Source organism: Cupriavidus sp. 09_S30, from assembly GCF_056930435.1.
In genome coordinates, this window is the sequence record NZ_JBXOWI010000002.1 from 73216 (window position 1) to 99748 (window position 26533).

Annotated in this window: 24 protein-coding genes; 16 read left to right on the forward strand and 8 right to left on the reverse strand. The window is 69.6% G+C overall.

Going from position 1 to position 26533, the window contains the following annotated elements:
* The first annotated feature begins 16 nt into the window (after positions 1-16).
* The 12 genes from AC1Z3O_RS20565 (at position 17) to AC1Z3O_RS20620 (ending at position 12778) form a co-directional block, all read left to right on the forward strand.
* The gene (locus AC1Z3O_RS20565; RefSeq protein ID WP_483517735.1) at positions 17-1072 is read left to right on the forward strand and encodes a Rieske 2Fe-2S domain-containing protein; all 1056 of its coding nucleotides are present in this window, start codon (positions 17-19) and stop codon (positions 1070-1072) included.
* A complete protein-coding gene (locus tag AC1Z3O_RS20570; protein WP_483517736.1) occupies positions 1065-1835 on the forward strand; it encodes an SDR family oxidoreductase in 771 nt (256 codons plus the stop codon). The genes AC1Z3O_RS20565 and AC1Z3O_RS20570 overlap by 8 nt, the downstream gene beginning before the upstream one ends.
* 19 nt (positions 1836-1854) lie before the next feature.
* Positions 1855-2394, forward strand: coding sequence for a cupin domain-containing protein (locus tag AC1Z3O_RS20575; RefSeq protein ID WP_483517737.1), 540 nt, complete (start codon positions 1855-1857; stop codon positions 2392-2394).
* 4 nt (positions 2395-2398) lie between these two features.
* Entirely contained in the window at positions 2399-3328 is a 930-nt protein-coding gene (locus AC1Z3O_RS20580; RefSeq protein ID WP_483517738.1) for an alpha/beta fold hydrolase, read from the forward strand.
* A 31-nt stretch (positions 3329-3359) separates the two neighbouring features.
* A complete protein-coding gene (locus AC1Z3O_RS20585; RefSeq protein WP_483517740.1) occupies positions 3360-4190 on the forward strand; it encodes an IclR family transcriptional regulator in 831 nt (276 codons plus the stop codon).
* Positions 4191-4206: 16 nt separating this feature from the next.
* Positions 4207-5010 (forward strand): SDR family oxidoreductase, encoded by an 804-nt coding sequence (locus tag AC1Z3O_RS20590; RefSeq protein WP_483517741.1) that lies wholly within the window; start codon positions 4207-4209, stop codon positions 5008-5010.
* A complete protein-coding gene (locus AC1Z3O_RS20595) occupies positions 5003-6730 on the forward strand; it encodes a thiamine pyrophosphate-binding protein (protein WP_483517742.1) in 1728 nt (575 codons plus the stop codon). The genes AC1Z3O_RS20590 and AC1Z3O_RS20595 overlap by 8 nt, the downstream gene beginning before the upstream one ends.
* A gap of 16 nt (positions 6731-6746) precedes the next feature.
* Positions 6747-7547: an aspartate dehydrogenase gene (locus AC1Z3O_RS20600; RefSeq protein ID WP_483517743.1), complete on the forward strand. Its 801-nt coding sequence runs from the start codon at positions 6747-6749 to the stop codon at positions 7545-7547.
* Positions 7548-7587: 40 nt separating this feature from the next.
* Positions 7588-9063, forward strand: coding sequence for an aldehyde dehydrogenase (locus tag AC1Z3O_RS20605; protein ID WP_483517744.1), 1476 nt, complete (start codon positions 7588-7590; stop codon positions 9061-9063).
* A gap of 53 nt (positions 9064-9116) precedes the next feature.
* Complete coding sequence (locus AC1Z3O_RS20610) at positions 9117-10079, forward strand: VOC family protein (protein WP_483517745.1); 963 nt, start codon at positions 9117-9119, stop codon at positions 10077-10079.
* A gap of 73 nt (positions 10080-10152) precedes the next feature.
* Positions 10153-11109 (forward strand): PDR/VanB family oxidoreductase, encoded by a 957-nt coding sequence (locus AC1Z3O_RS20615; protein WP_483517746.1) that lies wholly within the window; start codon positions 10153-10155, stop codon positions 11107-11109.
* A gap of 358 nt (positions 11110-11467) precedes the next feature.
* Complete coding sequence (locus AC1Z3O_RS20620) at positions 11468-12778, forward strand: MFS transporter (RefSeq protein WP_483521867.1); 1311 nt, start codon at positions 11468-11470, stop codon at positions 12776-12778.
* Between the two features lie 110 nt (positions 12779-12888).
* Here AC1Z3O_RS20620 and AC1Z3O_RS20625 read toward each other — a convergent pair whose 3' ends face one another.
* From AC1Z3O_RS20625 to AC1Z3O_RS20640, 4 genes are all read right to left on the reverse strand, one after another.
* Positions 12889-13656, reverse strand: coding sequence for a ParA family protein (locus AC1Z3O_RS20625; protein ID WP_483517747.1), 768 nt, complete (start codon positions 13654-13656; stop codon positions 12889-12891).
* Between the two features lie 95 nt (positions 13657-13751).
* Positions 13752-15131: an FAD-containing oxidoreductase gene (locus tag AC1Z3O_RS20630; RefSeq protein ID WP_483517748.1), complete on the reverse strand. Its 1380-nt coding sequence runs from the start codon at positions 15129-15131 to the stop codon at positions 13752-13754.
* 223 nt (positions 15132-15354) lie between these two features.
* On the reverse strand, positions 15355-15765 hold the full coding sequence (locus AC1Z3O_RS20635) for a hypothetical protein (RefSeq protein ID WP_483517749.1): 411 nt from the start codon (positions 15763-15765) through the stop codon (positions 15355-15357).
* A 109-nt stretch (positions 15766-15874) separates the two neighbouring features.
* Positions 15875-17524 (reverse strand): acyl-CoA synthetase, encoded by a 1650-nt coding sequence (locus AC1Z3O_RS20640; RefSeq protein WP_483517750.1) that lies wholly within the window; start codon positions 17522-17524, stop codon positions 15875-15877.
* Between the two features lie 251 nt (positions 17525-17775).
* Between AC1Z3O_RS20640 and AC1Z3O_RS20645 the strand changes: the two genes are divergently transcribed.
* Positions 17776-18399, forward strand: coding sequence for a DUF938 domain-containing protein (locus tag AC1Z3O_RS20645; protein WP_483517751.1), 624 nt, complete (start codon positions 17776-17778; stop codon positions 18397-18399).
* A 58-nt stretch (positions 18400-18457) separates the two neighbouring features.
* Here AC1Z3O_RS20645 and AC1Z3O_RS20650 read toward each other — a convergent pair whose 3' ends face one another.
* Positions 18458-19555, reverse strand: a complete 1098-nt coding sequence (locus AC1Z3O_RS20650) for a M14 family metallopeptidase (protein ID WP_483517752.1) — start codon at positions 19553-19555, stop codon at positions 18458-18460.
* 214 nt (positions 19556-19769) lie between these two features.
* On the opposite strand from AC1Z3O_RS20650, the gene AC1Z3O_RS20655 reads away from it, so the two are divergent.
* A complete protein-coding gene (locus AC1Z3O_RS20655) occupies positions 19770-20690 on the forward strand; it encodes a LysR substrate-binding domain-containing protein (RefSeq protein WP_483517753.1) in 921 nt (306 codons plus the stop codon).
* 45 nt (positions 20691-20735) lie between these two features.
* Here the strand turns inward: AC1Z3O_RS20655 and AC1Z3O_RS20660 are convergent, their stop codons facing one another.
* Positions 20736-21155, reverse strand: a complete 420-nt coding sequence (locus AC1Z3O_RS20660; RefSeq protein ID WP_483517754.1) for a hotdog fold thioesterase — start codon at positions 21153-21155, stop codon at positions 20736-20738.
* A 135-nt stretch (positions 21156-21290) separates the two neighbouring features.
* Positions 21291-22226, reverse strand: a complete 936-nt coding sequence (locus AC1Z3O_RS20665; RefSeq protein WP_483521869.1) for an AraC family transcriptional regulator — start codon at positions 22224-22226, stop codon at positions 21291-21293.
* A gap of 484 nt (positions 22227-22710) precedes the next feature.
* Here AC1Z3O_RS20665 and AC1Z3O_RS20670 point away from each other — a divergent pair, with 484 nt between their 5' ends.
* Both AC1Z3O_RS20670 and AC1Z3O_RS20675 read left to right on the forward strand, forming a co-directional pair.
* On the forward strand, positions 22711-23757 hold the full coding sequence (locus tag AC1Z3O_RS20670) for an aldo/keto reductase (protein ID WP_483517755.1): 1047 nt from the start codon (positions 22711-22713) through the stop codon (positions 23755-23757).
* A gap of 382 nt (positions 23758-24139) precedes the next feature.
* Positions 24140-25372 (forward strand): MFS transporter, encoded by a 1233-nt coding sequence (locus tag AC1Z3O_RS20675; RefSeq protein ID WP_483517756.1) that lies wholly within the window; start codon positions 24140-24142, stop codon positions 25370-25372.
* Between the two features lie 125 nt (positions 25373-25497).
* Here the strand turns inward: AC1Z3O_RS20675 and AC1Z3O_RS20680 are convergent, their stop codons facing one another.
* Positions 25498-26403, reverse strand: a complete 906-nt coding sequence (locus tag AC1Z3O_RS20680) for a LysR family transcriptional regulator (protein ID WP_483517757.1) — start codon at positions 26401-26403, stop codon at positions 25498-25500.
* Between the last annotated feature and the right edge of the window lie 130 nt (positions 26404-26533).

Consider the following 26533-nt stretch of genomic DNA (forward strand, 5'->3'; position numbering starts at 1 on the left):
GATTGGAGAGATGACGATGGAATCGAACAAGCAGGCAAGAGTGGAAGAGCGGCTCAATACCGGGCTGCGCAACTACTGGTACCCGGTGGCCGCCTCGTGGGCGGTGCGCCATGCCCCGGTCGGCCTGACCCGCCTGGGCCAGAACCTGGTGCTGTGGCGCGATGGCGCCGGCCAGGTGCAGGCGCTGGAAGACCGCTGCCCGCACCGCGGCGCGCGGCTGTCGATGGGCTGGAACCTGGGCGACCGCGTTGCCTGCTGGTACCACGGCGTGGAAGTGGGCGGAGATGGCCAGGTCAAGAGCGTGCCGGCCGTGGACAGCTGCCCGATGGAAGGCAAGACCTGTGTGCGCAGCTACCCGGTGCAGGAAAAGGCCGGCGCCATCTTCGTGTGGTTCGGCGACCGCGCTCCCACCGAGGCCGACGCACTGCGCCTGCCCGAGGAACTGGAGAGCGAGGAGCACAGCCACTTCCTGTGTGTGGCTCACTGGGACTGCAACTACCGCTACGCGGTGGACAACGTCATGGATCCGATGCACGGCGCCTACCTGCATGCGGTGTCGCACTCAATGGCCAGCGGTGAGAAGTCGGCCGTGATGCAGGTGGTCGAGACCGAGCATGGCCTGATCTTCGAGAAGACCGGCCAGCGCGGCGTGAACTTCGACTGGGTCGAATTCGGCGAGACCGGCACGCCATGGCTGCGCCTGTCGATTCCCTACCAGCGCAAGGTCGGCCCCGGCGGTCCCTTCGGCATCGTCGGCATCGCCACCCCGGTGGACCCCGAGCACTGCATGGTCTTCTTCTGGCGCACCCGCCACGTGCAGGGCTGGCAGCGCGACGTCTGGCGCTTCCTCTACCGCAACCGCCTGGAGCGCCTGCACTGGGACGTGCTGGAGCAGGACCGCGTGGTGCTCGAATCGCTGGCGCCGAACGCGCGCGACCACGAGACGCTGTACCAGCATGACATCGGTATCACGCGCGTGCGCCGCCTGCTGCGCCGCCGCGCCGAGCAGGAGGTGGCCGAGCAGCCGGTCGCCATGCTGCAGCCTGCCAGTGGAGCCGCCGCCCATGCCTGACGCCGCCAACAAGGGCCTGCTGGCCGGCCGGCGCGTGCTGGTGACCGGCGCCGCGCGCGGCCTGGGCCTGGCCTTCGCCGAAGCGATCGCGCAGGCCGGTGCCGCCGTGGCGATGGCCGACGTGCTGGGCGAGCGCGTGCGCGCCGCCGCCGCCGATCTGGCGCAGCGCGGCCACACCGTGCTGCCGCTGGAACTGGACCTGTCCGACCCGGCCTCGGTGCGCCGCTGCGCGCAGGAGGCGATCGCCGGACTCGGCGGCCTCGACGGCCTGGTCAATAACGCGGCGGTCACCGACTCCGGCGGCCGCGGCAGTGAAGAGATCGACATCGCCACCTGGGACCGCGTAATGCAGGTGAACGTGCGCGGCACCTGGCTGATGACGAACGCCTGCCTGGATGCCCTGCGCGCCTCGGGCCGCGGCGCCATCGTCAACCTGGCTTCGGATACCCCGCTGTGGGGCGCGCCCCGGCTGCTGGCCTACGTGGCGAGCAAGAGCGCCATCATCGGCATGACCCGCTCGCTGGCGCGCGAGCTGGGCGAGGCGCAGATCACGGTGAATGCCGTCGCGCCCGGGCTGACGCTGGTGGAAGCCACCGAGTACGTCCCCGCCAAGCGCCACGAGATGTACCGCGAGCAGCGCGCGATCCCGCGCGAGCAAGTGCCGGAGGATGTGTGCGGCGCGGTGGTGTTCGCGCTGTCCGACTTGTCCCGCTTCGTGACCGGCCAGACGCTGGCGGTCAACGGCGGTTTTGTGATGCATTGAATCAGAGAAGGAGAGAGAGATGAGCGATCTGAGCGAAGCGAACCAGGTGAAGCGGTCGTGGGACCGTCCCGAGGACGCCAGCTTCGACCAATGGATGGAAAGCCGCGTGGCGCGCTTCTCCACCCGCCGCTACGACTGGAACGCGCTGAAGTTCCAGGCCGACTACGACCCCAAGTACCGCCGCGCGCAGATGCGCTATCTCGGCACGGGCGGCACGGGCGTGGCGGCCGACACCAACACGGTGCCGTCGGAGCATTTCACCTTCTCCACCATGATCATCCCGGCGGGCCATGAAGGCCCGTCCCACCTGCATACCGACGTGGAGGAGGTGTTCTTCATCCTGCGCGGCAAGATCAAGCTGATCCTGGAGAAGGACGGCGAGCGCTTCGAGACCATCCTGACCGACCGCGACCTGGTCTCGGTGCCGCCCGGCGTGTACCGCGAGGAAATCAACATCGGCGAGGAAGACGCGCTGATGTGCGTGATGCTGGGCGCCAAGAAGCCGATCACGCCGACCTATCCGCCCGAGCACCCGCTCACCCAGATCAAGCGCGGGTGAGATCGTGAACGCATCCTTGCCAGTCAGCGCAGGCGCGGCGGTGGACAACGCCCAGGCACCGGCAGCCCTGCTCGCCGAGCTGGACGCCGGCTTTGCCGAGCGCACGGCCGTGCTGGCCGACGGTGCCCGCATGGCCTACCGCAGCGGTGGCAAGCAGGGCCCGCTGGTGGTGCTGCTGCACGGCATCAGCTCGGGCGCGGCCTCCTGGCTGCCCTGCGCCAGCCTGCTGGCGGCCCACGCGAGGGTGCTGGCATGGGATGCGCCAGGCTACGGTGCCTCCGACGCGCTGCCGCAGGCGTCGCCGCTGGCGTCGCAGTACGCCGCGCGGCTGGAGGGTTTGCTGGAGGCGCTGGCGCTGCGCCCGGACGTGATCGTCGGCCATTCGCTGGGCGCGTTGATGGCAGCGGCCTACGTGGCGCAGGCGCGGCCCGCGCTGCTGCCGTCGCGGCTGCTGCTGGTGAGCCCGGCGCAGGGTTATGGCGCGCCCGGCCAGCAGGAGAAGGCGGCGCAGGTGTCGGCGCAGCGCCTGCAGGCACTGGCGCAGCTCGGCGTGGAAGGCCTCGCCGAGCGCGGCCCGCAGCGGCTGCTCAGCGCCGCCGCCGACGCGGGCGCGCGCGATTGGGTGCGCTGGAATATGGGGCGCCTGAACCCAGCCGGCTACCGCCAGGCGGTGGCCATGCTGTGCGGTGATGCAATCGAACCCTACCTGCAGCAGCGCGCCGTCGGCGTGGACGTGCAGGTGGCCTGCGGCGCCGCCGACGTGGTCACCACGCCGGCCGCCAGCGAGGCGCTGGCACAGCGCCTGGACCTGCCTTTCGGCCTTGTGCCCGATGCCGGTCATGTGTGTTATATCGAGCAGCCACAGGCCCTGGCGCGCATCGTGCGCAGCCTGCTGCCCGAGGCGGCGTCCGCCGGCGCCGCCGTGCCACACTGACCCATCGCCAACCGCAAGGATGAACAAGACCATGAGCAAAGCATCGATGCCCGAAGACCTCCAGGAAAAGTACATCGTGCCGGGCCTGGAGCGCGGCCTGCGCCTGCTGTGCGAATTCAGCCGCAAGGACAGCACGCTGTCGGCGGCCGAGCTGGCGCGCCGGCTGCAGGTGCCCCGTTCCACCGTATTCCGCCTGCTGACCACGCTGGAGATGATGGGCTTCGTCGAGCGCACCGATGGCGGGCGCGAGTTCCGCCTGGGCATGGCCGTGCTGCGCCTGGGCTTCGAATACCTGGCTTCGCTGGAGCTGACCGAGCTGGGCCGGCCGCTGCTGGACCGCCTGCGCGACGACATCCACTACCCGTGCAACCTGGTGGTGCGCGACGGGCGCTCGATCGTCTACGTGGCCAAGTCGGTGGCGCCCACGCCCTTCGCCAGCTCGGTGAACGTGGGCACCCGCCTGCCGGCGCATGCCACCGTGCTCGGCCGCGTGCTGCTGGAAGACCTGACGCTGGCCGAGCTGCGCCAGCTCTACCCCGAGCCGCAGCTCGAGGTGTTCTCCGAGAGCACGCCGCGCACGGTGGAAGAACTGTTCGAGATGGTGCAGCGCGACCGCGAGCGCGGCTATGTGCTGCAGGAAGGCTTCTTCGAGGCGAGCATTTCCACCATCGCGGCGCCGGTGCGCGACCGCGGCGGCAAGGTGGCGGCGGCGATGGGCGCGACGATTCCCTCGTCGCGCATCGACCCGGCGCAGCTCGACTCGATGGTGGAGAAGGTCCGCCGCGCGGCGGACGAGCTGTCGCGCTTGCTGGACTACCGTCCGGCGGCGGAGAACAAGGTAGTCAACTTATACCGAGAATGATGAACAAGGTGATGGGATGCCGATGATCGATCTGGACGGCCGCGTGGCCGTGGTGACCGGCGGTTCGTCGGGCATAGGACTGGCCACCGTGGAATTGCTGCTCGAAGCGGGCGCATCGGTGGCCTTGTGCGGCCGGGACGAAGCCCGCCTGCGCGAAGCCGAAGCCGGCCTGCGCGCGCGCTTTGCCGGCGCCAAGCTGTATGCGGCACGCTGCGACGTGCTCGACCCCGAGCAGGTGCGCGTTTTCGCCGCCGCCGCCGAGGCGGCGCTGGGACCGGCGCAGATGCTGGTCAACAACGCCGGCCAGGGCCGCGTGTCGACCTTCGCGAATACCGAGGACGAAGCCTGGGCCGAGGAACTGCGGCTCAAGTTCTTCTCCGTGATCCACCCGACGCGGGCCTTCCTGCCGCAGCTGGAGCGCGGCCGCGACGCAGCCATCGTCTGTGTCAATTCGCTGCTGGCGCTGCAGCCCGAGCCCCATATGGTGGCGACCTCGGCGGCACGCGCCGGGGTGCACAACCTGGTGCGCTCGCTGGCCACCGAATTCGCCCCCAAGGGCATCCGCGTCAACGGGATCCTGCTGGGCCTGGTGGAGTCGGGCCAGTGGCGCCGCCGCTTCGAGGCGCGCCCCGCCGAAGACCGCCACCTCGACTGGGCCGCGTGGACCGCGCGCCTGGCCGAGCAGAAGCATATCCAGCTCGGTCGCCTCGGCCTGCCGGTGGAAGCCGCGCGCGCCATCCTGTTCCTTGCCTCGCCGTTGTCTTCGTACACCACGGGCAGCCATATCGATATCTCCGGAGGACACTCCCGTCATGCGTAACGAACAACCGCAAGTCACCGTCGGCGCCGCCATTGCCGCCTTTCTCGAACAGTGTGGGGTCAAGGCCGCCTTCGGCGTGATCTCCATCCACAACATGCCCATCCTCGACGCGATGGGCGAGCGCGGCAAGATCCGCTTCGTGCCGGCGCGCGGCGAGGCCGGCGGCACCAATATGGCCGACGCCTACGCCCGCACCACCGGCGGCCTGGGCGTATGCCTGACCAGCACCGGCACCGCCGCCGGCAACGCCGCCGGCGCCATGGTGGAGGCGCTGACCGCGGGCACGCCGCTGCTGCACATCACCGGCCAGATCGAAACGCCCTACCTGGACCAGAGCCTGGCCTACATCCACGAGGCGCCGGACCAGCTCACCATGCTCAAGGCCGTGTCCAAGGCCGCCTTCCGTGTGCGCAGCGCCGACACCGCGCTGTCCACCTTCAAGCTCGCGGTGCAGACCGCGCTGACCGCGCCCACCGGCCCGGTCAGCGTGGAAGTGCCGATCGACATCCAGTCCGCGCTGATCCCACTGCCGGCCGATCTGCGTCCGCTCGCCGTGCCCACCCACGTGCCCTCGGCCGAGGCCCTCGACGAGATGGCCGAGCGCCTGGCCAAGGCCAAGCGCCCGATGCTGTGGCTGGGCGGCGGCGCGCGCCATGCCGGCGCGCAGGTCAAGCGCCTGATGGACCTGGGCTTCGGCGTGGTCACCAGCACGCAGGGCCGCGGCATCGTGCCGGAGGACGATGCGCGTTCGCTGGGCGCCTACAACCTGCATAAGCCGATCGAGGCCTTCTACCAGGGCTGCGACGCCATGGTGGTGGTGGGCTCGCGCCTGCGCGGCAACGAAACGCTGAAGTACGAACTGAAGCTGCCGCGGCCGCTGTACCGCATCGATGCCGATCCTTCGGCCGAAGGCCGCTGCTATGCCAGCGACGCCTTCGTCTGCGGCGACTCCGCACTGGCGCTGGCCGGCCTGGCCGACCGCCTGGAACGCAAGCTCAAGGTCGACGCCGGCTTCGCCGCCGACCTGCGCCGTGCGCATGACACCGCCGTCGGCAGCCTGGTCGACGGCCTCGGCCCCTACGCGGCACTGGTGCAGTCGCTGCAGGCCGCGGTCGGCCGCCAGTTCAACTGGGTGCGCGACGTCACCGTGTCCAACAGCACCTGGGGCAACCGCGAGCTGCGCATCTTCGATTCGCGCGCCGGCGTGCACGCACTGGGCGGCGGCATCGGCCAGGGCCTGGCCATGGGCATCGGCGCCGCGGTCGGCGCGGCGGCCACCGCCTCGGGCAAGACGACCTTCTGCCTGGCCGGCGACGGCGGCTTCATCCTGAACCTGGGCGAGCTGGCTACCGCGGTGCAGGAGCGTGCCGACCTCGTCATCGTGCTGATGAACGATCGCGGCTATGGCGTGATCAAGAACATCCAGGACGCGCAGTATGGCGGCCGCCGCCACTACGTGGAGCTGCACACGCCCGACTACGCACAGCTGGCCGCGTCGCTGTCGCTGCGCCACCGCCGCGTGGGCAACCTGGCTGACGCCACCGCCGCGCTGGAGCAGGCCACGGCCGAGCCGGGTCCCTTCCTGCTGGAGATCGACATGCTCGCCATCGGCAGCTTCAAGACCGCCTTCGCCGGCCCGCCGGTGAACAAGGCCACGTCGGCCGACGCGCAGGGCGAGCAGGAAGCGCGCGCCGCCGAGCGCGCCACGGTGACGGCCTGAGATTAGGGAGCGCGAGATGCTGCACGTTTCGATGGTGGGCTGCGGCGCGATCGGGCGCGGCGTGCTGGAACTGCTCAAGGACGATCCGGATGTCGCCTTCGACGCCGTGATCGTGCCCGAGGTGGCGCAGGCCGAGGCCCGGCAGGCGCTGGCCGGACTGGCGCCCCAGGTCCGCGTGGTGAGCGAGCTCGGTGAGGCGCGGCCCGACCTGCTGGTCGAGTGCGCCGGCCACCAGGCGCTGGCCGAGCACATCGTGCCGGCGCTGGAGCGCGGCATCGCCTGCCTGGTGGTATCGGTGGGTGCGCTCTCCGAGCCGGGGCTGGTCGAGCGGCTGGAGGCCGCGGCGCGAAGCGGCGGCACGCAGGTGCAGCTGCTGTCCGGCGCCATCGGCGCCATCGACGCGCTGGCTGCGGCACGCGTGGGCGGGCTGGACGAGGTCGTCTACACCGGCCGCAAGCCGCCGCGCGCCTGGTTGGGTACGCCGGCCGAGCAGGTGTGTGACCTGGCCGCGCTGACGCAGGCCCAGGTGATCTTCGAAGGCACGGCGCGCGACGCCGCGCGCCTATACCCGAAGAACGCCAACGTCGCCGCCACGCTGTCGCTGGCGGGGCTGGGCCTGGACCGCACACAGGTCAAGCTGCTGGCCGACCCGGCCGAGCAGGAGAACGTGCACCACGTGGCGGCGCGCGGCGCCTTCGGCGGCTTCGAACTGACCATGCGCGGCAAGCCGCTGGCGGCCAATCCCAAGACGTCCGCGCTGACGGTGTTCAGCGTGGTGCGGGCACTGGGCAACCGCGCGCACGCGGTATCCATCTGAGGCGCCGGGCAGGGCCACGGCAAGACCGAGAGAGAGCGAGATGAAGACTGATCAATGCCTGCCGATCTGCGTAGCGGGAGAGTGGCGCCTGGGCACCGGCGAACGCTATGCGACGCGCTACCCGGCCACCGGCGAGGTGGTGGCCGAGCTGCACGCCGCCAGCGTGGCCGACGTGGAAGAGGCCATGCAGGGCGCGCAACGCGCCTTCGAGACCAGCGGCTGGGCACAGCGAAAGCCGCATGAGCGTGCCGCCGTGCTGTACCGCGTGGCCGAGCTGATCCGCGCACGCGCCGAGCCGCTGGCGCAGCGCCAGCGCCTGGACAACGGCAAGCCCATCAGCGAGACGCGCGCGCTGGTGGCCAGCGCCGCCGGCACCTTCCAGTTCTTCGCGGCCGCCTGCGAGACGCTGGAAGAGGCCATCACCCCGTCGCGCGGCGATTGCCTGACCATGAGCGTGCACGAGCCCATGGGCGTGGTGGCGGCGATCACGCCGTGGAACTCGCCGATCGCCAGCGAGGCGCAGAAGATGGCGCCGGCACTGGCCGCGGGCAACGCCGTGGTGGTCAAGCCGGCCGAGGTCACGCCGCTGATGGCGCTGGAGCTGGCCAAGATCTGCGAGGAAGCCGGCGTGCCCAAGGGCCTGGTCAGCGTGCTGCCCGGCAAGGGCTCGGTGATCGGCGACGCCATCACCAAGCACCCGCTGGTGCGCCGTGTGTCCTTCACGGGCGGCACCAGCACGGGCCGCCACATCGCCCACATCGCGGCCGACAAGATGATGCCGGTGTCGCTGGAGCTGGGCGGCAAGTCGCCCACCATCGTGTTCGAAGATGCCGACCTCGACCACGCCGTCAACGGCGTGCTGTACGGCATCTTCAGCTCCTCGGGCGAGTCCTGCATCGCCGGCTCGCGGCTGTTCGTCGCGCGCCCGCTGTACGAGGCCTTCATGGAGCGCCTGGCCGCGGGCGCGGCACGGCTGCGCGTGGGCGACCCGGCCGACGAGCGCACCCAGATGGGACCGCTGATCACCGACCGGCACCGCGACAGCATCGAATCCTATGTGGAGATGGGCGTGGCCGACGGCGGCCAGCTGCGCACCGGCGGGCTGCGCCCCACCGTGGCCGGCTGCGAGGGCGGCTACTTCTACACGCCCACCATCATCGAAGGGCTGGATAACCGCGCGCGCCTCTGCCAGGAAGAGATCTTCGGGCCGGTGCTGGTGGCCATGCCCTTCGAGGACGAGGAAAGCCTGATCGCACAGGCCAACGACAGCGTCTACGCGCTGGCCGCCGGCATCTGGACGCGCGACTACAAGCGCGCCTGGCGCTTCGCCCGTGCCGTGCAGGCGGGCAATGTGTGGATCAACACCTACAAGCAGTTTTCCATCTCCACGCCGTTTGGCGGCTGGCGCGACAGCGGTCTCGGGCGCGAGAAGGGACGGCTCGGCATCCTGCAGTACATGGAGCAGAAGAGCGTGTACTGGGGCCTGAACGAACAGCCGCTGCCCTGGGCCGACTGAGCCGGCACCGCGCGCCCCGCGAGCGAGAGAGATAGATTGAGAGAGACAGCAAGATGAACACGATCCTGGGCATTGACGAAATCGTCTACGGTGCCGACGACCTGGACGCCTGCAAGCGCTTCTTCGCCGACTGGGGCCTGTCCCTGCTGCGCGAGGATGCCGCCGGCCTCGACTTCGAAACCCTGAACGGCTGCCGTGTGCTGGTGCGCCGCACCGATGACCCCGCGCTGCCGCCGGCCATCGAGGACGGTCCGACCCTGCGCGAAGTGGTGTGGGGCGTGGACACGCCGGCGGTGCTGGCGCGCCTGGCCGAGGCCATGCGCGGCGAGGCCGGTTTCATCGAAGCCGGCGGGCGCATCGGCTGCACCGATCCCAACGGCCTGGCCGTGCGCTTCCAGCTCACCCGCAAGCGCGAGGTGCAGGTGGAATGCGCGCGCATGAACACCTGGAACGAGAAGCCGCGCCTGAACCAGCCCGCGCCCATCTACGAGCGCGCGCAGCCTGTGGAAGTCGGCCACGTGGTGTTCTTCGTCAAGGACGTGGCGGCCACCGAGCGCTTCTATACCGAGAAGCTGGGCTTCGTGCCGTCCGACCGCTATCCCGCGCGCGGCGCCTTCCTGCGCTGTGCGCCCGAGGGCGGCCACCACGACCTGTTCCTGCTGCAGCTGCCGCAGGGCAAGAGAGGGCTGAACCACGTCGCCTTCACCGTGCGCGACATCCACGAAGTGTTCGGCGGCGGCCTGCACGTCTCGCGCTGCGGCTGGGAGACCCAGCTCGGCCCGGGCCGGCATCCGATCTCGTCGGCCTACTTCTGGTACTTCAAGAACCCGGCCGGCGGCCTGATCGAGTATTACGCCGACGAAGACCAGCTCGATGCGCGCTGGGAGCCGCGCGAGTTCGAGCCGGGCCCGACCCGCTTCGCCGAATGGGCGATCGAAGGCGGGCTGGACGGCAACACGCGCCGGCAGAAGAACGCCGGCGGCCCGGAAGGCAAGTTCCTCACGGAAAAGCGCTGAACGGCCCCGCAGTGGGTAGGCGGCGGCAATGAGACAGCAGCAATAGAAGACAGCAGCAGGAAGGAAGACAGTCATGAGTACCAGCCAGACCTTGACGATGCGCGTGCAGGCCATGCGCTACGAGGCGCGCGGCGTCATCAGCGTGGAACTGCGCGCAGCCGAAGGCGGAGAATTGCCAGCCTACGCGCCCGGCGCGCATATTGACCTGCACCTGGGCAACGGGCTGGTGCGCAGCTACTCGCTGTGCGGCGCGCCCGAACAGCGCGACCGCTACGTGGTCGGCGTGCTGAACGACCGTGCCAGCCGCGGCGGCTCGCGCTACGTGCACGAGCAGCTGCGCGTGGGTGCCACGCTGCCCGTGACCGCGCCGCGCAACCACTTCGCGCTGGACGAGAGCGCTGCCCACACCGTGCTGGTGGCCGGCGGCATCGGCATCACGCCGATCGCCTGCATGGCCAGGCGGCTGGCGCAGCTCGGCCGCTCCTTCGAGCTGCTGTACTGCGCGCGCTCGCGCGCCGAGGCGGCGTTTCTCGATGAGCTGGAACAGTATGGCGACGCGCTGCGCCTGCATCTCGACGAAGAGCAGGGCGGGGCGCCCGACCTGGCGGCCAGGCTGGCCGGGCACACGCCGGACACCCACTTCTACTGCTGCGGCCCGGGCCCGATGCTGCAGGCCTTCGAGTCCGCCTGCGCCAGCCTCGGCTACCAGAACGTGCATATCGAGCGCTTCGCCGCCGATCCCGCCGTTTCCGCCGTGCAGGAGGGCGAATACACCGTCGAGCTGGCGCAATGCGGCAAGCGGCTGACGGTGCCGGCCGGCAAGTCCCTGCTCGACGCGCTGCTGGAAGTGGGCGTGGAGGTGGACCATAGCTGCCGCGAGGGCGTGTGCGGTTCCTGCGAGACCCGCGTGCTCGAAGGCCTGCCCGAACATCGCGACAGCGTGCTGAGCAAGAGCGAGCGCGAGTCCGGCAAGACCATGATGGTCTGCGTCTCGGGCTGCAAGGGGGCGCGGCTCGTACTCGACCTGTAGGGGTGCGGGCCGCCCCGGGGCGCCCGTCCCCGGGGCAAGACAGACGCCGCTGGCCGCGTGCCGGCGGCACCATCCGATTGAACGGATATCCGGCGTGGCGGTGTCAGACCACAAGGCAAGGCGCAGGCAAATCGCCGATAGCGCGCGCCGCCACGCCAATCGCCGGGCGCCGGCCTTTCTGCCACGCCGCCCGGCTGAGACCACGAAAAGGCATAGCGTGTTGATCCAGAGACAAGAAACCGCCCCCCTGAGCGCCCCCGGCGCCAGCGTGCCCGCCCCGTCCTCCAGCCAATCGCATGAGGCCGCCGCGGTAGCCGGCGAAACCACGCCCGGCCAGATCGTCGCGCGCATCGAGCGCATGCCCGGCAATGCCATGCATGTGCGCGCGCGCCTGCTGATCGGCCTGGCCACCTTCTTCGACGGCTTCGACGTCATCGTCATCGCCGCCACGCTGCCCCTGCTGATCGCCAAGTGGTCGCTCACACCCGGGCAGGTCGCCTTCCTGATCGGCGCGCCGGCCTTCGGCCAGCTCATCGGCACGCTGCTGTTTCCCGCGCTGGCCGAGCGCGTCGGCCGCTTGCGCACCGTCGCCTGGAGCGCGGGCATCATCGGCCTGATGAGCATCGCCTGCGGCTTCGCCACCTCCTTCGAGATCTTCGCCGTGCTGCGCATCGTGCAAGGCGTGGGGCTGGGCGGCGAGCTGCCGGTGGCCGCCACCTATATCAACGAGGTGACGCGCGCCCACGGGCGCGGGCGCTTCGTGCTGCTGTACGAGGTGGTGTTCCCGATCGGCCTGCTGGTTTCCAACGCCGTGGGTGCCTGGCTGGTGCCGCACTTCGGCTGGGAGATCATGTACTTCATCGGTGGCGCGCCGGTGGTGCTGCTCTTCATCCTGCGCCGCGCGGTGCCCGAGTCGCCGCGCTGGCTGGCCGAACGCGGCCGCCTGGCCGAGGCCGATGCCGCGCTGCGCGCCTTCGAGGCGCGCGCCAAGGCGCCGCTGCCGCCGCTGGACGGCAGCCGCGACTACGACACGCTGATGCGCAAGCACCCGCGCCGCAGCGTCAAGGACCTGCTGGGCCGCGCCTACCGCGGGCGCACCCTCGCGGTCTGGATGCTGTGGGCCACCTGCGGCTTCATCCAGTACGGCCTCTCCACCTGGCTGCCCACGATCTACAAGACCGTCTACCATGCGCCGCTTCAACTGGCGCTGAACCTGGCCGCCGCCGCCTCGGTGCTGGGCGTGCTGGGCTCGCTGGCCTGCGCCATGCTGGTGGACAAGGTGGGACGCAAGCCGGTGATCATTGTGTCCTTCGTGCTGTGCGCATTGTCGCTGGCACTGGCGGGCGTCTTCCACGACAGCTCGCTCTATGTGGTCGCTACCTTCTGCGCGCTGGCCATGGGCCTGCTGGCTAGCGGCTTCATCACCGCCTACGTCTACACGCCGGAGCTCTACCCCACCAGCATCCGCGCCACCGCCTGCGGCTTCGGCGGTGCCTGGCTCAAGATCGGTGCCATCGTGGCACCGTCGCTGGTGGCCGGCACCATCGGCAACGGCAAGCTCGACCATGCCTTCCTGGCGCTCGCGCTGGTGCCGCTGCTGACGGCGGTGGCGGTGCATTTCCTCGGCATCGAGACCAAGGGGCAGGTGCTGGAGCAGATCGAAGCCTGAAGAGTCTGCCCGCGTGCTGGCGCGCAAAAGGAAACGGCCGGGCTCGCAGCCCGGCCGTTTCGCTGTTCGGGGCGCGCCACCGCTTCGGAGCAGCGCGCTTCGGCAATGCGCTAGCCTGCCAGCTCGCGATGCAGGGCCAGGTATTCCTGGGCCAGCTTGTGGCGCGGATCCAGGTGGATCATGGGGGTGGCGTGCTGGTGCGATTCGCGGATCTTCACCGACGAAGACAGCCGCGAGTCCAGCACGGGCAGGCCCTCGCTCACCAGTTCGTCGACCAGCTTCTGCGGCAGGCTGGCTCGGGGCTGGAACTGGTTGATCACGATCCCCTCGACCTCCAGCGCATCGTTGTGGTCCTGCTGGATTTCCCTCACGTTGTCGAGCAGTGTGTAGAGGGCGCGGCGCGAGAAGTCATCGCAATCGAACGGGATCAGGCAGCGCTGCACGGCGATCAGCGCGGAGCGGGTATAGAAATTCAGCGCCGGCGGTGTGTCGATGTAGATCGCATCATAGACTGCCTCCAGCTCCAGCAGGGCGTCGCGCAGCTTGAAGATCTTGTAGCGGGATTCGAGCTTGCCGTGCAGCGAATCCAGATCGGGGTGCGCCGGCATGACATCGAGGTTCTCGAACGGCGTCGCGTGGATATAGGACGTCAGATCGACCGGCTTGAAGCTGTAGGTCAGCGACGCCTCGAAGAAATCCGCCACGGTCGGGCTGGCCTCGCCGGCTTGCGCGCCAAGCAGATACTGGGTCGAATTTCCCTGGGCATCCAGATCGATGACCAGGGTGCGCAGGCCTTCAGTGGCACTGATGGCCGCCAGATTGCATACGATGGTCGACTTGCCGACCCCGCCCTTCTGATTGAATACGACGCGCCGCATGTTCCCCTCGGGAGAAGACCGTTCGGAAGGCGACAGCATACCTTAGCGCAGGGGGTGTCCGGAAGCGGCCGGCGCTTCCGCGGCAGTTCCGGCTGCTACGGCAGCGGCCGCAGCTCCTGGAGCAGCGTCGGCACCAGCTCCGACACGGTCGGATGGATGTGCATCGCACGGCTGATCGTCGTATAGGGCGCCTTCGCGTACATCACATCGAGAAGCGAATGCACGACTTCGTCGCCCGTCACGCCCAGGATGGTGGCACCCAGAATCGCCCCGCTGTCCGCGTCGACGATCACCTTCATGAATCCCTGGCTCTCGCCCTTCTCGACGGCGCGCCCGACTCTGCTCATCGGGCGCGTTCCGACCAGCAGCCTGCGCCCCGATTGAATCGCCTCCGCCTGCGTCATGCCGGCGCGGCCAAGGGGCGGGTCGATGAACATGGCGTAGGTCACGATGCGGTCCGACACCTTGCGCGGATCCTTGTCGAGGAGATTTGCCGCCACGATCTCAAAGTCGTTGTATGACGTATGGGTGAATGCGCCGCGGCCGTTGCAGTCGCCCAGCGCCCAGATGCCGGGGACATTGGTGCGCAACTGTTCGTCCACCTTGATGTAGCCACGCGCATCGGTCTCGACCCCGGCCTTGTCGAGGCCGAGATCGTCGGTGTTCGGCACGCGCCCGACGGCAAGCAGCAGATGGGAGCCCGCTACTTCGCGGGGGCCCTCGGCACAATCCAATCCGACGATCACATTGCCCGCGCCGGGCCGCGCGCTCAAGCAGTTGGCATCGAGCTGCACGTCGATCCCCTCGGCTTCCAGGATTTCCCGCACCGCTTGCGACACGTCCTCATCCTCGCGCTGGACCAGGCGCGGACCCTTCTCGACGACCGTCACCCGCGACCCGAAGCGCCGGTACATCTGGCCGAACTCGAGCCCCACGTAGCTGCCGCCGACGACGATCAGGTGCTCCGGCAGGAAGTCCACGTCCATCATGCTCTCGTTGGTGAGATAGGGCACCTGATCGAGGCCGGGCATCGGCGGCGCCAGCGCGCGTCCGCCGACATTGATAAAGATCCGCTCGGCCTCCAGCCGTTCGTCATCGACCCGCACGGTGTGCGCGCTCTCGAAGCGCGCGTGGCCCTGGAAGACCGTGCCGTTCTCCAGGCCGCGGACCCACTGTTCGACGCCACGGCTGGAGCGCCCCGCGATCGTGTCCTTGCGTGCCTTCACCTGCTTCATGTCGACCGTGACCAGTGCGCCGATGACCACGCCATACTCGCCGGCCCGCCGGGCCAGGTGGGCCGCGTAGGCACTGGCGATCAGCGTCTTGGTGGGGATGCAGCCGTTGTTCACGCAGGTGCCGCCGAAGCGCGCCCGCTCGATGATGGCCACCTTCATGCCCGCGCCGGACAGCCGTGCGGCGAGCGGCGGGCCGGATTGTCCGGTGCCGATGATGATGGCGTCGAAGCGTCGTGTCATAGAGGCCTCCTTCGCGGTCGCTGCATACTGTGCGTGCCATCGTGCGCAGGATGCAGCACGCCGTGGAGGCCATGCATCCAGCCGTCACTCGAATATAGTAGACGGCTGGCCCGACAATCGTGGCTTAGCGGCGATCCGGCCAGGGACGCAGTACGTCGCACAATGAGGTGTCCGCGGGCCCGCCGCGGCTCGGACATCCAGCAGCCGGGAGCCGCTGCCGCCCTCAGTCGTGCGGATCGTCCGGCCCGCCGCCCCCATGCAGCGCTATCTCCCGCGCCAGCCAGGCGCAACCCGCCGCGATCACCAGGCTCAGCACCGCCACCGTCCACGCCAGCGTGCGTCCATGCCAGAGGCTGCCGAACCAGTTAGTGACATCCGCCGCCAGGACCGCCGCCTTGCCGCCGATCTTCTCCAGCTCGAATTCGTACTGGCGGCGCGCAGCGTCGTTCTCGAGCAGATCGGGTGCAGCGGGGGCGGCGAAGACGAAGATCAGCGCGGCAGCCAGCAGGCCGGCGGCAAGCACGGCCATGGCGATCCGGTTCAGCAGCGTGGGCAGCGGCAGGCGCGCGCGGGGTGTCCCGGGCGGCGCGTCGCCGTCGCGCCGTGCGTGCTGTGTCTTGTCCTGCTCGGCCATGCCTGTCGATCCTGCAGCGGCCACTCGGGCCGGGAGCACAGTATGGCAGACGCCAGGGCGCCCGCACCGCGCCGCGCAGGACGGGCGCGGCCGGGGGCGGGCAGGCAGCTCAGGCCTGCGCCTCCTTCACCTTCGCCACTTCCTGGTTGCGCAGGATGAAGCGCTGCACCTTGCCGCTCGGCGTCTTCGGCAGTTCGTCGACAAAGGCGATTTCGCGCGGATAGGCATGCGCGGCCAGGCGCCGGCGCACGTGCAGGCGCAGTTCCTCGGCCAGTTCCGGGGTGGGCTGGTAGGCCGGGGCGAGTACCACGAAGGCCTTGATCAGCTCGGTGCGCTCGGGATCGGGCTTGCCGATCACCGCCGTTTCGATGACCGCCGGGTGCTCTATCAGCGCGCTTTCCACATCGAAGGGGCCGACCCGGTAGCCGGACGTCGTGATTACGTCGTCGGCGCGGCCGATGAAGCTGATGCTGTGGTCGTCGTTGAGTTCGGCGGTGTCGCCGGTCAGGTAGTAGTGGCCGACGAAGGCGTTGGTCTTGGTGCCGTGGTAGCCGGCGAACCAGCACATCGGCGACTGCGCCATGTCGATCGCCAGCGTGCCGGGCTGGCCCGGGCTCAGCTCGCGTCCTTCATCGTCGACCACCACCACACGGTGGCCCGGGCTGGCGAAGCCGGCCGCGCCCATGCGTACGGTGTGTCCCAAGGCGTGGTGGTTGCACAGGACCATGCCCAGTTCGGTCTGGCCATAGTGGTCGTGGATGGTGGTGCCCAGCGCATTGGCGAACCAGCGGATCACCTCGGGATTGAGCGGCTCGCCGGCGCTGCTGACCGCGCGCAGCTTGCCGCGCAGCGGCCCCGCGGCGGCTTCGCCGGCGGCGATCAGCAGACGGTAGGCGGTGGGCGAGCCGGCCAGGTTGGTGATGCCGTACTTGTTGATCACCCGGCAGGTGCTTTCCACGCTGAAGGGGCCGTCGTAGAAGGTGGTGGGGTGCCCCAGTGCCAGGGGGCCGGTCACGGCGTAGTACAGGCCGTAGGCCCAGCCCGGGTCGGCCAGGTTCCAGAAGGCATCTTCGGGGCGCAGGTCGACGGCGTCGCGCATATAGCCGACGAAGGCGGCGATGGCCTTCAGCGGTACCATCAGCGGCTTGGCGGGGCCGGTGGTGCCGGAGGTGAACATCATCATGAAGGGGTCGTCGCCGCGGCGCATCACCGGCGCGAAGGTGGCGGGACGGCGCTCGATCTCGGCCCAGAAGCTGAAGTCGCCGCGCGTGAGGCCACGCCCCTTGGCGCCGGCCACGGTCATCACGGCGGGGCAGTCCGCCACTTCGTCGAGCTTGCCGCGGTTGGCGCCATCGGTTACCACCAGGCGCGCACCTGAGCCTTGCAGCCGGTGCTCGATGGCCTTGGGCCCGAAGGCGGTGAACAGCGGCTGGTAGACCGCGCCGGCGCGCCAAGTGCCCAGGATGGTGACCAGCAGCTCGGGCGTGCGCGGCAACAGGCCGGCGACGCGGTCGCCCGGCTGGACGCCCTGGTCTTTCAGGAAGTTGGCGAACTGCGCCGAGAGCTGGTCGAGCTGGGTGAAGGTCCAGGTTTCGCTGGTGCCGTCGCGGCTCTCCCAGAACAAGGCGATGCGTCCGGGCAGCGCGTGGCGGCTGCAGCATTCGACGCAGGCGTTGATGGCGTCGAGGTTGCCGCTGATCCGGTCGGCGAGGGCATCCTGAAAATTGAAGCCGGCGATGGCCTCGGCGTAGTCACGCATGATGGTCTCCATAACTTTCTCTGTCGCCTCGGCGGGTGCGGCCCGCTCCGGCGTCTTGCTTCTTGACGAGAGTGTGATTTAGCCGGGTTTGGCGGGCAATGGCCGATGGCTTCAGCCGGCCCGACCTGATTTGCCACCCCGCCCCTGCAGGCTGGGCCGAAGCGGCCCGGACCGGCTGGCTGTACGGCATCCGGCGCCCCTGTTAGGCTTTCGGCTGCACCCCGACCATCCTCATCGCCACAGGAGAACCCATGAGCAGCAGCCAGCCCAATCCCGACGCGCGCCACGTGGCGCCCGCGGCGGAGCGCAACCGGGAACCGATCCTGGCCGTGCTGCGGCGCGTGCTGCCGGCATCCGGCCTGGTGCTGGAGATCGCCAGCGGCACCGGCCAGCACATCGTGCACTTCGCTGCGGCGCTGCCCGGCCTGAGCTGGCAGCCGAGCGATCCCGACGAAGCGGCACGCGAGTCCATCGCGGCGTGGACGGCGCATGCCGGCCTGGCCAATGTGCGTGCGCCGCTGGCACTGGATGTGCTGCAGGCGCCCTGGGGCGTCGATGCGGCGCAGGCGGTGGTCTGCATCAATATGATCCACATCGCGCCCTGGGCCGCCGCGCAGGCGCTGTTCGCCGGCGCGGGACGCCTGCTGGCGCCAGGCGGCGTGCTGTTCCTGTACGGTCCCTACCGCCGGGATGGCGCGCACACCGCGCCCAGCAACGCCGCTTTCGACGCGCAATTGCGCGCGGCCGACCCGGAATGGGGGGTGCGCGAGATGGAGGACGTGGTGGCGCTGGGCGAGGCGGCCGGACTGGTGCTGGAGGAAGTGGTGCCGATGCCGGCCAACAACTTCAGCCTGGTGTTCCGGCGGAAAACCTAGCCGGCCTCCTAGCCGTCCGGCCGCCGACGGCGCGGCCAGGATGGCATCGGCTCTGCGGCTACTGCGCGGCGGCGTGGCGGGCAAGGCTGCCCACCGCTTGCAGCACCGCCACGCGGGCCTGTCCGTAGACCAGGCCCTTCCAGTCCGGCGTGTCGCAGTAGAAGGCGTCACGCAGGTTTTCGCGGATTTCCGCGCGGGTGTCCGCGGGCACGTCCGGATGGCGGTGCATCCAGTGGTCCGCCCGCAGCGCCTGCATGACCTGCATCGATTCGAGCGTGCCGAATTCCAGCGCCAGGATGGTCTTCTCGATGGTGGGGAACTGCTTGTAGGCGATATTCACTAGCGCGCCTTCCACTACCGCGGAGACCGAGCCAGGCGCCGTGATCGGCAGCACGTCGGTGCCCCAGGCGGCGCTGGCGCGTGCCAGTTCGTCAGAGTCGCTGCCGACGAAGATCTTCTCGCCGTGGCCGTAGGGGCCCAGTCCGGTATGGATGTCGATCCAGGCCATGCCGGCGTAGCGCGGCAGGTGGCGCGCGAGGATCTCGCCGACCTGGCGGGTGCTCCAGCAGGGCGCCGTGCCGCCGTAGAACATGCCGTCGGGCACGCGGTACTGGCCGCTGGTCATGGCGTCGCGCAGGGCCTGCATGCCCTTGGTGGCGATGTACTGGTTGAGCGCGGCCTGGTCGGCCTCGCTCGGCGGCCACGAGGCCGGCAGCAACAGCGGGTCGACCTCGAGGTAGGCCGGATTGCTGTCTGCCGCGGTGGCGAAGTCCGCGCTGTTGCGGTTGAGGTCGACATTGTCCTCGTTGACGCGCCGCAGATGCGCGAAGCCGTAGGGATTGACCGCGTGCACCATCAGCAGCGCCACGCCGGCCTCTGCAAGCCTGGCGAACAGCATGTCGTCGCCGAGCAGGCCAACCTGGCAGCCCGATCCGCAGAATCCTTCGACGCCGTGGGTGCCCGAGGTGAGCACGAGCACGGCGCGGGCCCCGGGCGGAGAGAACAGCGCGCTGTCGATCGACAGCGCTTCGCCCGCGGGGCCGGCCTGGTCGGGGTGGATGGCCCGCTCGACTTCCAGGCCCCTGGCGCGCGCGGCGGCCAGGAACTTCTCTCTTGCCTCGGCATAGCTTTCGGCGAAATGCACTGCGACGTCCATCGGTCTGCCTCCCTTTCTGTCGTTATCATCGGTGGCGCGCGGCGCGCCCGCGCCTTGCCGGGAAATGATCCGGCCACTCGGCCGGCGGCACAAGACAAGAAATCTGGAAGCCGATCAAGTTTCCTTATCACCCGCCTCACCCGCCCACCGATCCCCTACACTGCAGCTTTCCATGTCCCGGCCGCCAGGATGGCGGCATGGTGGCGGAGCGTCGATGAAACACCATCAACTGCAGGTCTTTCTCACGGTCGTCGAGCAGGGCAGCCTGCACGGCGCCGCACGCGCGCTCGGGCTGTCACAGCCCGCCGTGACCTTCACCGTGCGCGAGCTGGAGAAGATGCTGGGCGTGCCGCTGCTGGTGCGCTCGGTGGCGGGCGCGCGCCTGACCGAGTACGGCGAGGCGTTCCGCGTACGCGCCCGGCAGATCGTGGAGGACATGCGGCGCGCGCGCGAAGACCTGCTCGCCATGCGCGACGGCGCGGGCGGCCATGTGTCGGCAACCGTTTCCTCGGCGGTGGCGCGCGCCTTCATTCCGGAGGCGTTCGCCGCCTTCCGCCGGGAGGATGGCAAGACCTCGGTCAGCTTTCGCGAGGCCTCGCTGTCGTCGGCGCTCAATGCATTGCGCGATGGGCAGACCGACTTTGCCGTGGTCAACAACGTGCCGGGCATGCGCTGGCCGGATTTTGCCGAGCCCCGCGCGCTGCTGCCGATGCGCCTGCTGGTGGCCGCGCGCCGTGGCCATCCGCTCGCCCGCTCGCGTTCGCTGGCCAGGCTGCGCGAGGCGGAGTGGATGCTGGCCAGCGAGCCGGGCGACGACTTCGACCGCAGCTTCACACAGTTCTTTGCCGCCCAGGGGCTCGAGGCGCCGGAGCGCATCCTGCGCTGCCAATCGCTGGCACCGACGGTGGCGCTGCTGAAGACGACGGACGTGCTCGCGCTGGTGACCGAGCCCACCTTCGCGCTCGAGCTGCGCCAGCAGCCGGTCTCGGTGATCCGCCTGCGCGAGGCGCTGCCCGAGATCGTGGCTTCCATCGTGGTGCGGCGCGACCGGCCGCTGACCTTGGCGGCGGCGCGGCTGCTGTCCTGCATGGAGGCGGTGGCGCATACCTTCCGCGCCACCTACCGGCCGGGCTGAGCGCGGGGGCTTGCCGGCGTGCGCCGGCGCGGGATCAGCGCGGGATCAACGAGTCAGGATGGACATCGTGATGCGCGAGATGCAGACGGGCTTGCCTTCCTCGTTGCGGATGTCGATGGACCAGACGTGGGTGGAGCGGCCGACGTGGATGGGCGTGGCCTTGCCGATGACGTAGCCCGAGGTGACCGAGCGCAGGTGGTTCGCGTTGATGTCCAGGCCGACGCAATAGTGCGTCTGCGGGTCCAGGCACAGGCTGGCGGCGCAGCTGCCGAGGGTCTCGGCCAGCAGCACGGATGCGCCGCCGTGCAGGATACCGAAGGGCTGCACGGTGCGCTTGTCGACCGGCATGCGCGCGGTCAGCGAGTCTTCGCCGATCTCCAGAAACTCGATGCCGAGATGCGTCACGGCGGTGTCTTTGTGCCTGGCCTGTAGTTCGGCCACGCTCGGTGCTGCTTTCCAAAGCATTGTCTTCGTCTCCATTGCGGTATTGATGCGCCCGTCGCGCGCCGTGCCGCAATCGGGCCGCCACATTGTACTGGTGCCTCCGATATGCTGCTGGCGCGCGGTTGATGCGTCAGGGCGCCACTTCAGGGCGCCACTTCAGGGCGCCACTGCTGCCATGGCGCCGTCCCGCACCGGCGCCGCCGCTTCGCCTTCCTCCTGCCAGCGGCGCTTGTCGCGCAGCGGCGGCGCGCCGAACAGGCGGCTGTACTCGCGGCTGAACTGCGAGGTGCTTTCGTAGCCGACCGCGCGCGCCGCCAGCGCGACGCTGATGTCGCCGGTCAGCATCAGCCGGCGCGCTTCCTGCAGGCGCAGCTGCTTCTGGTACTGCAGCGGGCTCATCGCCGTCACCTCCTTGAAATGGAAATGCAGCGACGACACGCTCATGTGCACGTCGCGTGCGATGGCGTCCACGCGCAGCGGCTGCGCGTAGTGCTCGCGCAGCAGGCGGATGGCCTTGGACACTCTGCTGACCTGGCTGTCGTGCAGCGCAGTCTGGCGCAGCAGCGCGCCCTGGCCGTTCATCAGCAGCCGGTACAGGATCTCGCGCTTGATCATGGGCGCCAGGATGGGGATGTCGCGCGGGCTGTCGAGCAGTCGCAGCAGGCGCAGCACCACGTCGAGCAGCGTGGGGTCGAGCGGGTGCACGTACAGCCCACGCGAGGGTTCGCCGCGCTCCGGCGGCTGCAGCGTGGCGTCGCTGATCAGCGCGCGGATCTCCGCGGTGTCCAGTTCCAGGCGCAGCCCGAGGTAGGGCTCGCAGGCGCTCGCCACGGAGACCTGGGCAACCGCGGGCAGGTCCACCGAGGAAACCAGGTAGTGCATCGGATCGTACTCGTAGGCCTCGTCCCCGATCAGCAGGCGCTTGGCGCCCTGGGCGATGACGGCGAAGGCGGCGGCCTGGATCACATGCTTGGGCTCGCCGGGGTGCATGATGCGGTGGATCCGCAGCCCCGGCACGGCGGTCTCGATGGAGCCTTCCAGGCTGCCGGTGTGGCGGGCCAGCAGGGCGACCAGTTCGCGACGCGGCGGCATCGGCGGCGGGTCGAACTGCTCCGGCGCGAGTCCGCGCGGGTGCGGGCCGGTCTGCCGCGGCTGGGTGGTGGTCATCGCGCTGCCCCGCTATCGATTGTCGTTGTCCGCTAGCTTAACGCCGAACCGGGCACTGCCTGTTTCTCCGGCGCCATGTCTGCGGCAAGTCTGGAGAATCAGGCAGGAAATCAGGAGGATCCGGCGCCCCGCCGGAGGATTGCTGCCGGCCGTATGGCTGTCGAGATACATTGGGCAGCGAAGGGCGGGGCGGTGGTTCCGCCGGCCGCGTGGAGGCTGCGTAGGAATGGGCAGGAAAGCGCGAGGATCGTGCAGTGGAAAACCGGTCGCCGGATTGCATAATTCTCCAGCGATGCGGCGGGTGCCGATGGTGCCGATGGTGCTGTAAGGTGCGGCGCGATAGCGCCACCCGCCGTCAGCCATGCCAGGCGCCCGCCTGCGCGAACCTTCCATTCCAGGAGTCTTTACCATGCGTTACAGGAAACTCGGCAATACCGGCTTGTTCGTTTCGGAGTTGTGCCTGGGCACCATGACCTTCGGCGGCGAAGGGCAGCTCTGGAGCCAGATCGGCGATCTCCAGCAGGCCGATGCGGAGCGGTTGGTGGCAAGCGCGCTCGAAGCCGGCATCAACTTCATCGACACCGCCGACGTCTACTCCGAAGGCCGCTCGGAAGTGATCACCGGGCAGGCGCTGAAGAACCTGAAGGTGCGGCGCGAGGACGTGGTGGTCGCCACCAAGGTGTTTGGCGAGACCGGCAAGAGCGCCAATTCGCGCGGGCTGTCGCGCTACCACATCATGGACGGCGTCAAGGCCAGCCTGGCGCGGCTGCAGCTCGACCACATCGATCTCTACCAGGTGCACGGCTTCGACCCCGCCACGCCGATCGAGGAGACGCTGCGCGCGCTGGACACGCTGGTGCAACAGGGCCACGTGCGCTATGTCGGCGTGTCGAACTGGGCCGCGTGGCAGATCATGAAGGCGCTGGGCATTGCAGAACGACTCGGCCTGGCCCGCTTTGCCTCGCTGCAGGCCTATTACACCGTCGCCGGGCGCGACCTGGAGCGCGAGCTGGTGCCGATGCTGCAGAGCGAGGGCGTCGGGCTGATGGTCTGGAGCCCGCTGGCCGGCGGCCTGCTGAGCGGCAAGTATGGCCGCGACGTAACCGCCGAGGCCGGCAGCCGCCGCACCACGTTCGATTTCCCGCCGGTCAACCTGGACCGCGCCTATGACGTCATCGACGCCATGCGCGGCATGGCGCGTGTGCGCGATGTCTCGGTCGCGCAGATCGCGCTGGCCTGGCTGCTGCACCAGAAGGTGGTGACCAGCGTGATCATCGGCGCCAAGCGGCCGGACCAGCTGCAGGACAATATCGCCGCCACCGGCATCTCGCTGAGCGCAGAGGAGCTGGCCGTGCTCGACTCGGCCAGTGCCTTGCCGGCCGAGTACCCGGGCTGGATGTTCAACCGCCAGGGCGAGGCGCGGCGCCGGCAACTCGCCGAGGCTGGCGCGGCCTGAGCGGCAGCGGACTTCGTCACGCCGCGCGGGTGGGCCCGCGCGGTGGCATTGCCGGGCATGGGGTCGGACTGTCATGGCCTGCCCCCGTTTCGCCTTAGGATCTTCGGGGCCTCCCGCTGTCCTCACACGGCCGTTCCGCCGCCTTCCTGTCCTGGGCACCGGCGCCGCTGTCCTGGCTGCCGCTCCCGCCCGCGCGTGGCGTCGCCAGCGCGATTTGCTGCATCGCAATATAATGATCAGCCGCGATGCGGCCCGATCCGGCGCGCATCGCCTGCCTGGCGGCCGCCCGACCGGCGGCCTTGCCACATCCCTGATCCAACGAGGTGTAGAACAGATGCCGCCCCCAGCCCAAGCCCGCGCCGCCGATGCCGCAGGCCAGCCCGTGACCCGCAATCATCAGACGCGTGCGCAGGGGGAGGCCGGGCCGCAGCAGCGGATCGGGCTGGTGCTGTTCGCGCTGGCCGTGGGCGGCTTTGCCATCGGCACCACCGAGTTCGCGACCATGAGCCTGCTGCCCGCGTTCGCACAGAGCCTGGGCATCGACGCGCCCACCGCGGGCCACGTCATCAGCGCGTACGCGCTCGGCGTGGTGGTTGGCGCCCCGGTCATGGCCGTGCTGGGCGCGCGGTTCGCCCGCCGCACCCAGCTGATCCTGCTGATGGCGATGTTCGCCGCCGGCAATGCCTTGAGCGCGATTGCCCCCGATTACCACTGGATGCTGCTGTTCCGCTTCCTCAGCGGGCTGCCGCACGGCGCCTATTTCGGCATCGCCGCCTTGACGGCGGCTTCGCTGGTGCCGGCCAACCGGCGCACGCTGGTGGTAGGTCGCATCTTCCTCGGTCTCACCTGTGCCACCGTGATCGGCGTGCCGCTGGCCAACTGGCTGGGCCAGACGGTCGGCTGGCGCTGGAGCTTCGGCCTGGTGGCCCTGCTGGGCGTGCTGACCATGACCTGCGTGCGGCTGTTCGCGCCTGACACGCCGGCCGATCCGGCGTCCAGCCCGCTGCGCGAGCTTGGCGCGCTGGCGCGCCCCCAGGTCTGGCTGACCCTGGGCATCGGCGCCGTGGGCTTCGGCGGCCTGTTCGCGGTCTATACCTACCTGGCCGACATCCTCGCCGAAGTGACCCGCATTCCGGCCACGACGACGCCGCTGGTGCTGAGCGTGTTCGGCCTGGGGATGACCGTGGGCAATATGGTGGTGCCGCTGTTCGCCGACCGCGCGCTGATGCGCACGGCCGGCGTGCTGCTGTTGTGGAGCGCCGCCATGCTGGCCCTGTTCCCGCTGATGGCTGGCAATGTCTGGACCATCTCCCTGAGCGTCTTCCTGATCGGCCTCGGCGGCTCTCTTGCCACCGTGCTGCAGACGCGCCTGATGGACGTGGCCGAGGACGCGCAGAGCCTGGCCGCGGCACTGAACCACTCCGCCTTCAACGCGGCCAATGCGCTCGGACCCTTCCTGGGCGGCCTGGCCATCGCGGCGGGCCAGGGCTGGACCTCGCCGGGCTGGGTCGGCAGCCTGCTGGCGCTGGGCGGCTTCGTGCTGTGGGCGGTCTCCGTTGCCGTGGCTCGGCGGGGTCGCAGGGCCGTGGCGGCGGTGGGCAACTCGCCCTGCTGAGCGCAGGCCATCCGCGCGGCGCTACCGAGCATCGATCGTATTGCGCCGCCTTCCATGCGGGCCGGCGGTGCTTCCGGCCGGCGTGAGCGCGTAGCCGCCGCGCCGCGCGGCGCGCACGTTTCAACTCATCGCTCGATCATCGGCGGAATCGCCTGCGCGAGCGCGTCGATCACGCAGCGCGTCTTGCGCGGCAGGTAGCGCGTTTTCGGCCAGATCGCGTGAATGTCCCCTTCGCAGACGAAGCAGCGGTCGAGCACGACCGTCATCTCGCCGCGCTTGACGTAATAGTCGAGCAGCCAGCTCGGCAGCCAGGCGATCCCGAACCCCGATGCACCGGCCGCCGCGATCGCCTGCACGTCGTCGAAACTCAGCTGGTGCGGCATGTCGACGCGCACCGTCGAGCCATCCGGCGCGCGCAGGTCCCACGGCTGAATCACGCCCGAGCGCGAATACGCGATCGTCCGGTGGTGCTTCAGGTCGTCGAGCGTCTTCGGCATCCCGTAGCGGGCAAGATACGACGGCGCCGCGCCGAGGCTGCCGTATTGCGTGCCGAGCCGCCGCACCGCGAGGCTCGTGCTGTCGGCGAGCGTGCCGATCCGCACCGCGAGGTCGATGCCTTCCTCGACGAGATCGACGAAACGGTCGGTGATCGACACATCGATCCGCAGATGCGGGTAGGTGTGCGCGAGGTCGAGCACGATGGGCATCACGCAGTGATGCCCGAACGCGAGCGGCACGCTCAGCCGCAGCTTGCCGCGCGCCTCGTGGCGGCCGCAGTCGAGATCGGCTTCCGCCGCTTCCAGTTCGGCGAGCGCGCGCACGCAGCGGTCGTAGTACGCCTGGCCGTCGTCGGTCAGGCTCTGGCTGCGCGTCGTGCGCTGCAGCAGCCGCGCGCCGAGCCGCTTCTCGAGCCGCGCGATCGCCTTACCGACCGCCGAGCGCGTCATGTCGAGCCGCTCCGCGGCCAGCGCGAAACTGCCCGATTCCACTACCTGGACGAAGGTCGTTACGCCATCGAGTTTGTCGGTCATCGCGGATATCGTCGATTGGGTCCTGAGGTTCCCCAGTCATGAGAAAGACGGGCGTCAATGGGGAAGGCAATTCTCACTATAGTACCGATTCCCGTTCAGCGCGCGTCACCGGCCGCGCGCGGCGCATCTT

What these genes read in the sequence shown, in the direction of transcription:
- AC1Z3O_RS20565 (WP_483517735.1), top strand. Translation starts at nt 17, where the DNA reads ATGGAATCGAACAAGCAGGCAAGAGTGGAAGAGCGGCTCAATACCGGG.
- AC1Z3O_RS20570 (WP_483517736.1), top strand. Translation starts at nt 1,065, where the DNA reads ATGCCTGACGCCGCCAACAAGGGCCTGCTGGCCGGCCGGCGCGTGCTG.
- AC1Z3O_RS20575 (WP_483517737.1), top strand. Translation starts at nt 1,855, where the DNA reads ATGAGCGATCTGAGCGAAGCGAACCAGGTGAAGCGGTCGTGGGACCGT.
- AC1Z3O_RS20585 (WP_483517740.1), top strand. Translation starts at nt 3,360, where the DNA reads ATGAGCAAAGCATCGATGCCCGAAGACCTCCAGGAAAAGTACATCGTG.
- AC1Z3O_RS20590 (WP_483517741.1), top strand. Translation starts at nt 4,207, where the DNA reads ATGCCGATGATCGATCTGGACGGCCGCGTGGCCGTGGTGACCGGCGGT.
- AC1Z3O_RS20595 (WP_483517742.1), top strand. Translation starts at nt 5,003, where the DNA reads ATGCGTAACGAACAACCGCAAGTCACCGTCGGCGCCGCCATTGCCGCC.
- AC1Z3O_RS20600 (WP_483517743.1), top strand. Translation starts at nt 6,747, where the DNA reads ATGCTGCACGTTTCGATGGTGGGCTGCGGCGCGATCGGGCGCGGCGTG.
- AC1Z3O_RS20605 (WP_483517744.1), top strand. Translation starts at nt 7,588, where the DNA reads ATGAAGACTGATCAATGCCTGCCGATCTGCGTAGCGGGAGAGTGGCGC.
- AC1Z3O_RS20610 (WP_483517745.1), top strand. Translation starts at nt 9,117, where the DNA reads ATGAACACGATCCTGGGCATTGACGAAATCGTCTACGGTGCCGACGAC.
- AC1Z3O_RS20615 (WP_483517746.1), top strand. Translation starts at nt 10,153, where the DNA reads ATGAGTACCAGCCAGACCTTGACGATGCGCGTGCAGGCCATGCGCTAC.
- AC1Z3O_RS20620 (WP_483521867.1), top strand. Translation starts at nt 11,468, where the DNA reads ATGCCCGGCAATGCCATGCATGTGCGCGCGCGCCTGCTGATCGGCCTG.
- AC1Z3O_RS20625 (WP_483517747.1), bottom strand. Translation starts at nt 13,656, where the DNA reads ATGCGGCGCGTCGTATTCAATCAGAAGGGCGGGGTCGGCAAGTCGACC.
- AC1Z3O_RS20630 (WP_483517748.1), bottom strand. Translation starts at nt 15,131, where the DNA reads ATGACACGACGCTTCGACGCCATCATCATCGGCACCGGACAATCCGGC.
- AC1Z3O_RS20635 (WP_483517749.1), bottom strand. Translation starts at nt 15,765, where the DNA reads ATGGCCGAGCAGGACAAGACACAGCACGCACGGCGCGACGGCGACGCG.
- AC1Z3O_RS20640 (WP_483517750.1), bottom strand. Translation starts at nt 17,524, where the DNA reads ATGCGTGACTACGCCGAGGCCATCGCCGGCTTCAATTTTCAGGATGCC.
- AC1Z3O_RS20645 (WP_483517751.1), top strand. Translation starts at nt 17,776, where the DNA reads ATGAGCAGCAGCCAGCCCAATCCCGACGCGCGCCACGTGGCGCCCGCG.
- AC1Z3O_RS20650 (WP_483517752.1), bottom strand. Translation starts at nt 19,555, where the DNA reads ATGGACGTCGCAGTGCATTTCGCCGAAAGCTATGCCGAGGCAAGAGAG.
- AC1Z3O_RS20655 (WP_483517753.1), top strand. Translation starts at nt 19,770, where the DNA reads ATGAAACACCATCAACTGCAGGTCTTTCTCACGGTCGTCGAGCAGGGC.
- AC1Z3O_RS20660 (WP_483517754.1), bottom strand. Translation starts at nt 21,155, where the DNA reads ATGCTTTGGAAAGCAGCACCGAGCGTGGCCGAACTACAGGCCAGGCAC.
- AC1Z3O_RS20665 (WP_483521869.1), bottom strand. Translation starts at nt 22,226, where the DNA reads ATGCCGCCGCGTCGCGAACTGGTCGCCCTGCTGGCCCGCCACACCGGC.
- AC1Z3O_RS20670 (WP_483517755.1), top strand. Translation starts at nt 22,711, where the DNA reads ATGCGTTACAGGAAACTCGGCAATACCGGCTTGTTCGTTTCGGAGTTG.
- AC1Z3O_RS20680 (WP_483517757.1), bottom strand. Translation starts at nt 26,403, where the DNA reads ATGACCGACAAACTCGATGGCGTAACGACCTTCGTCCAGGTAGTGGAA.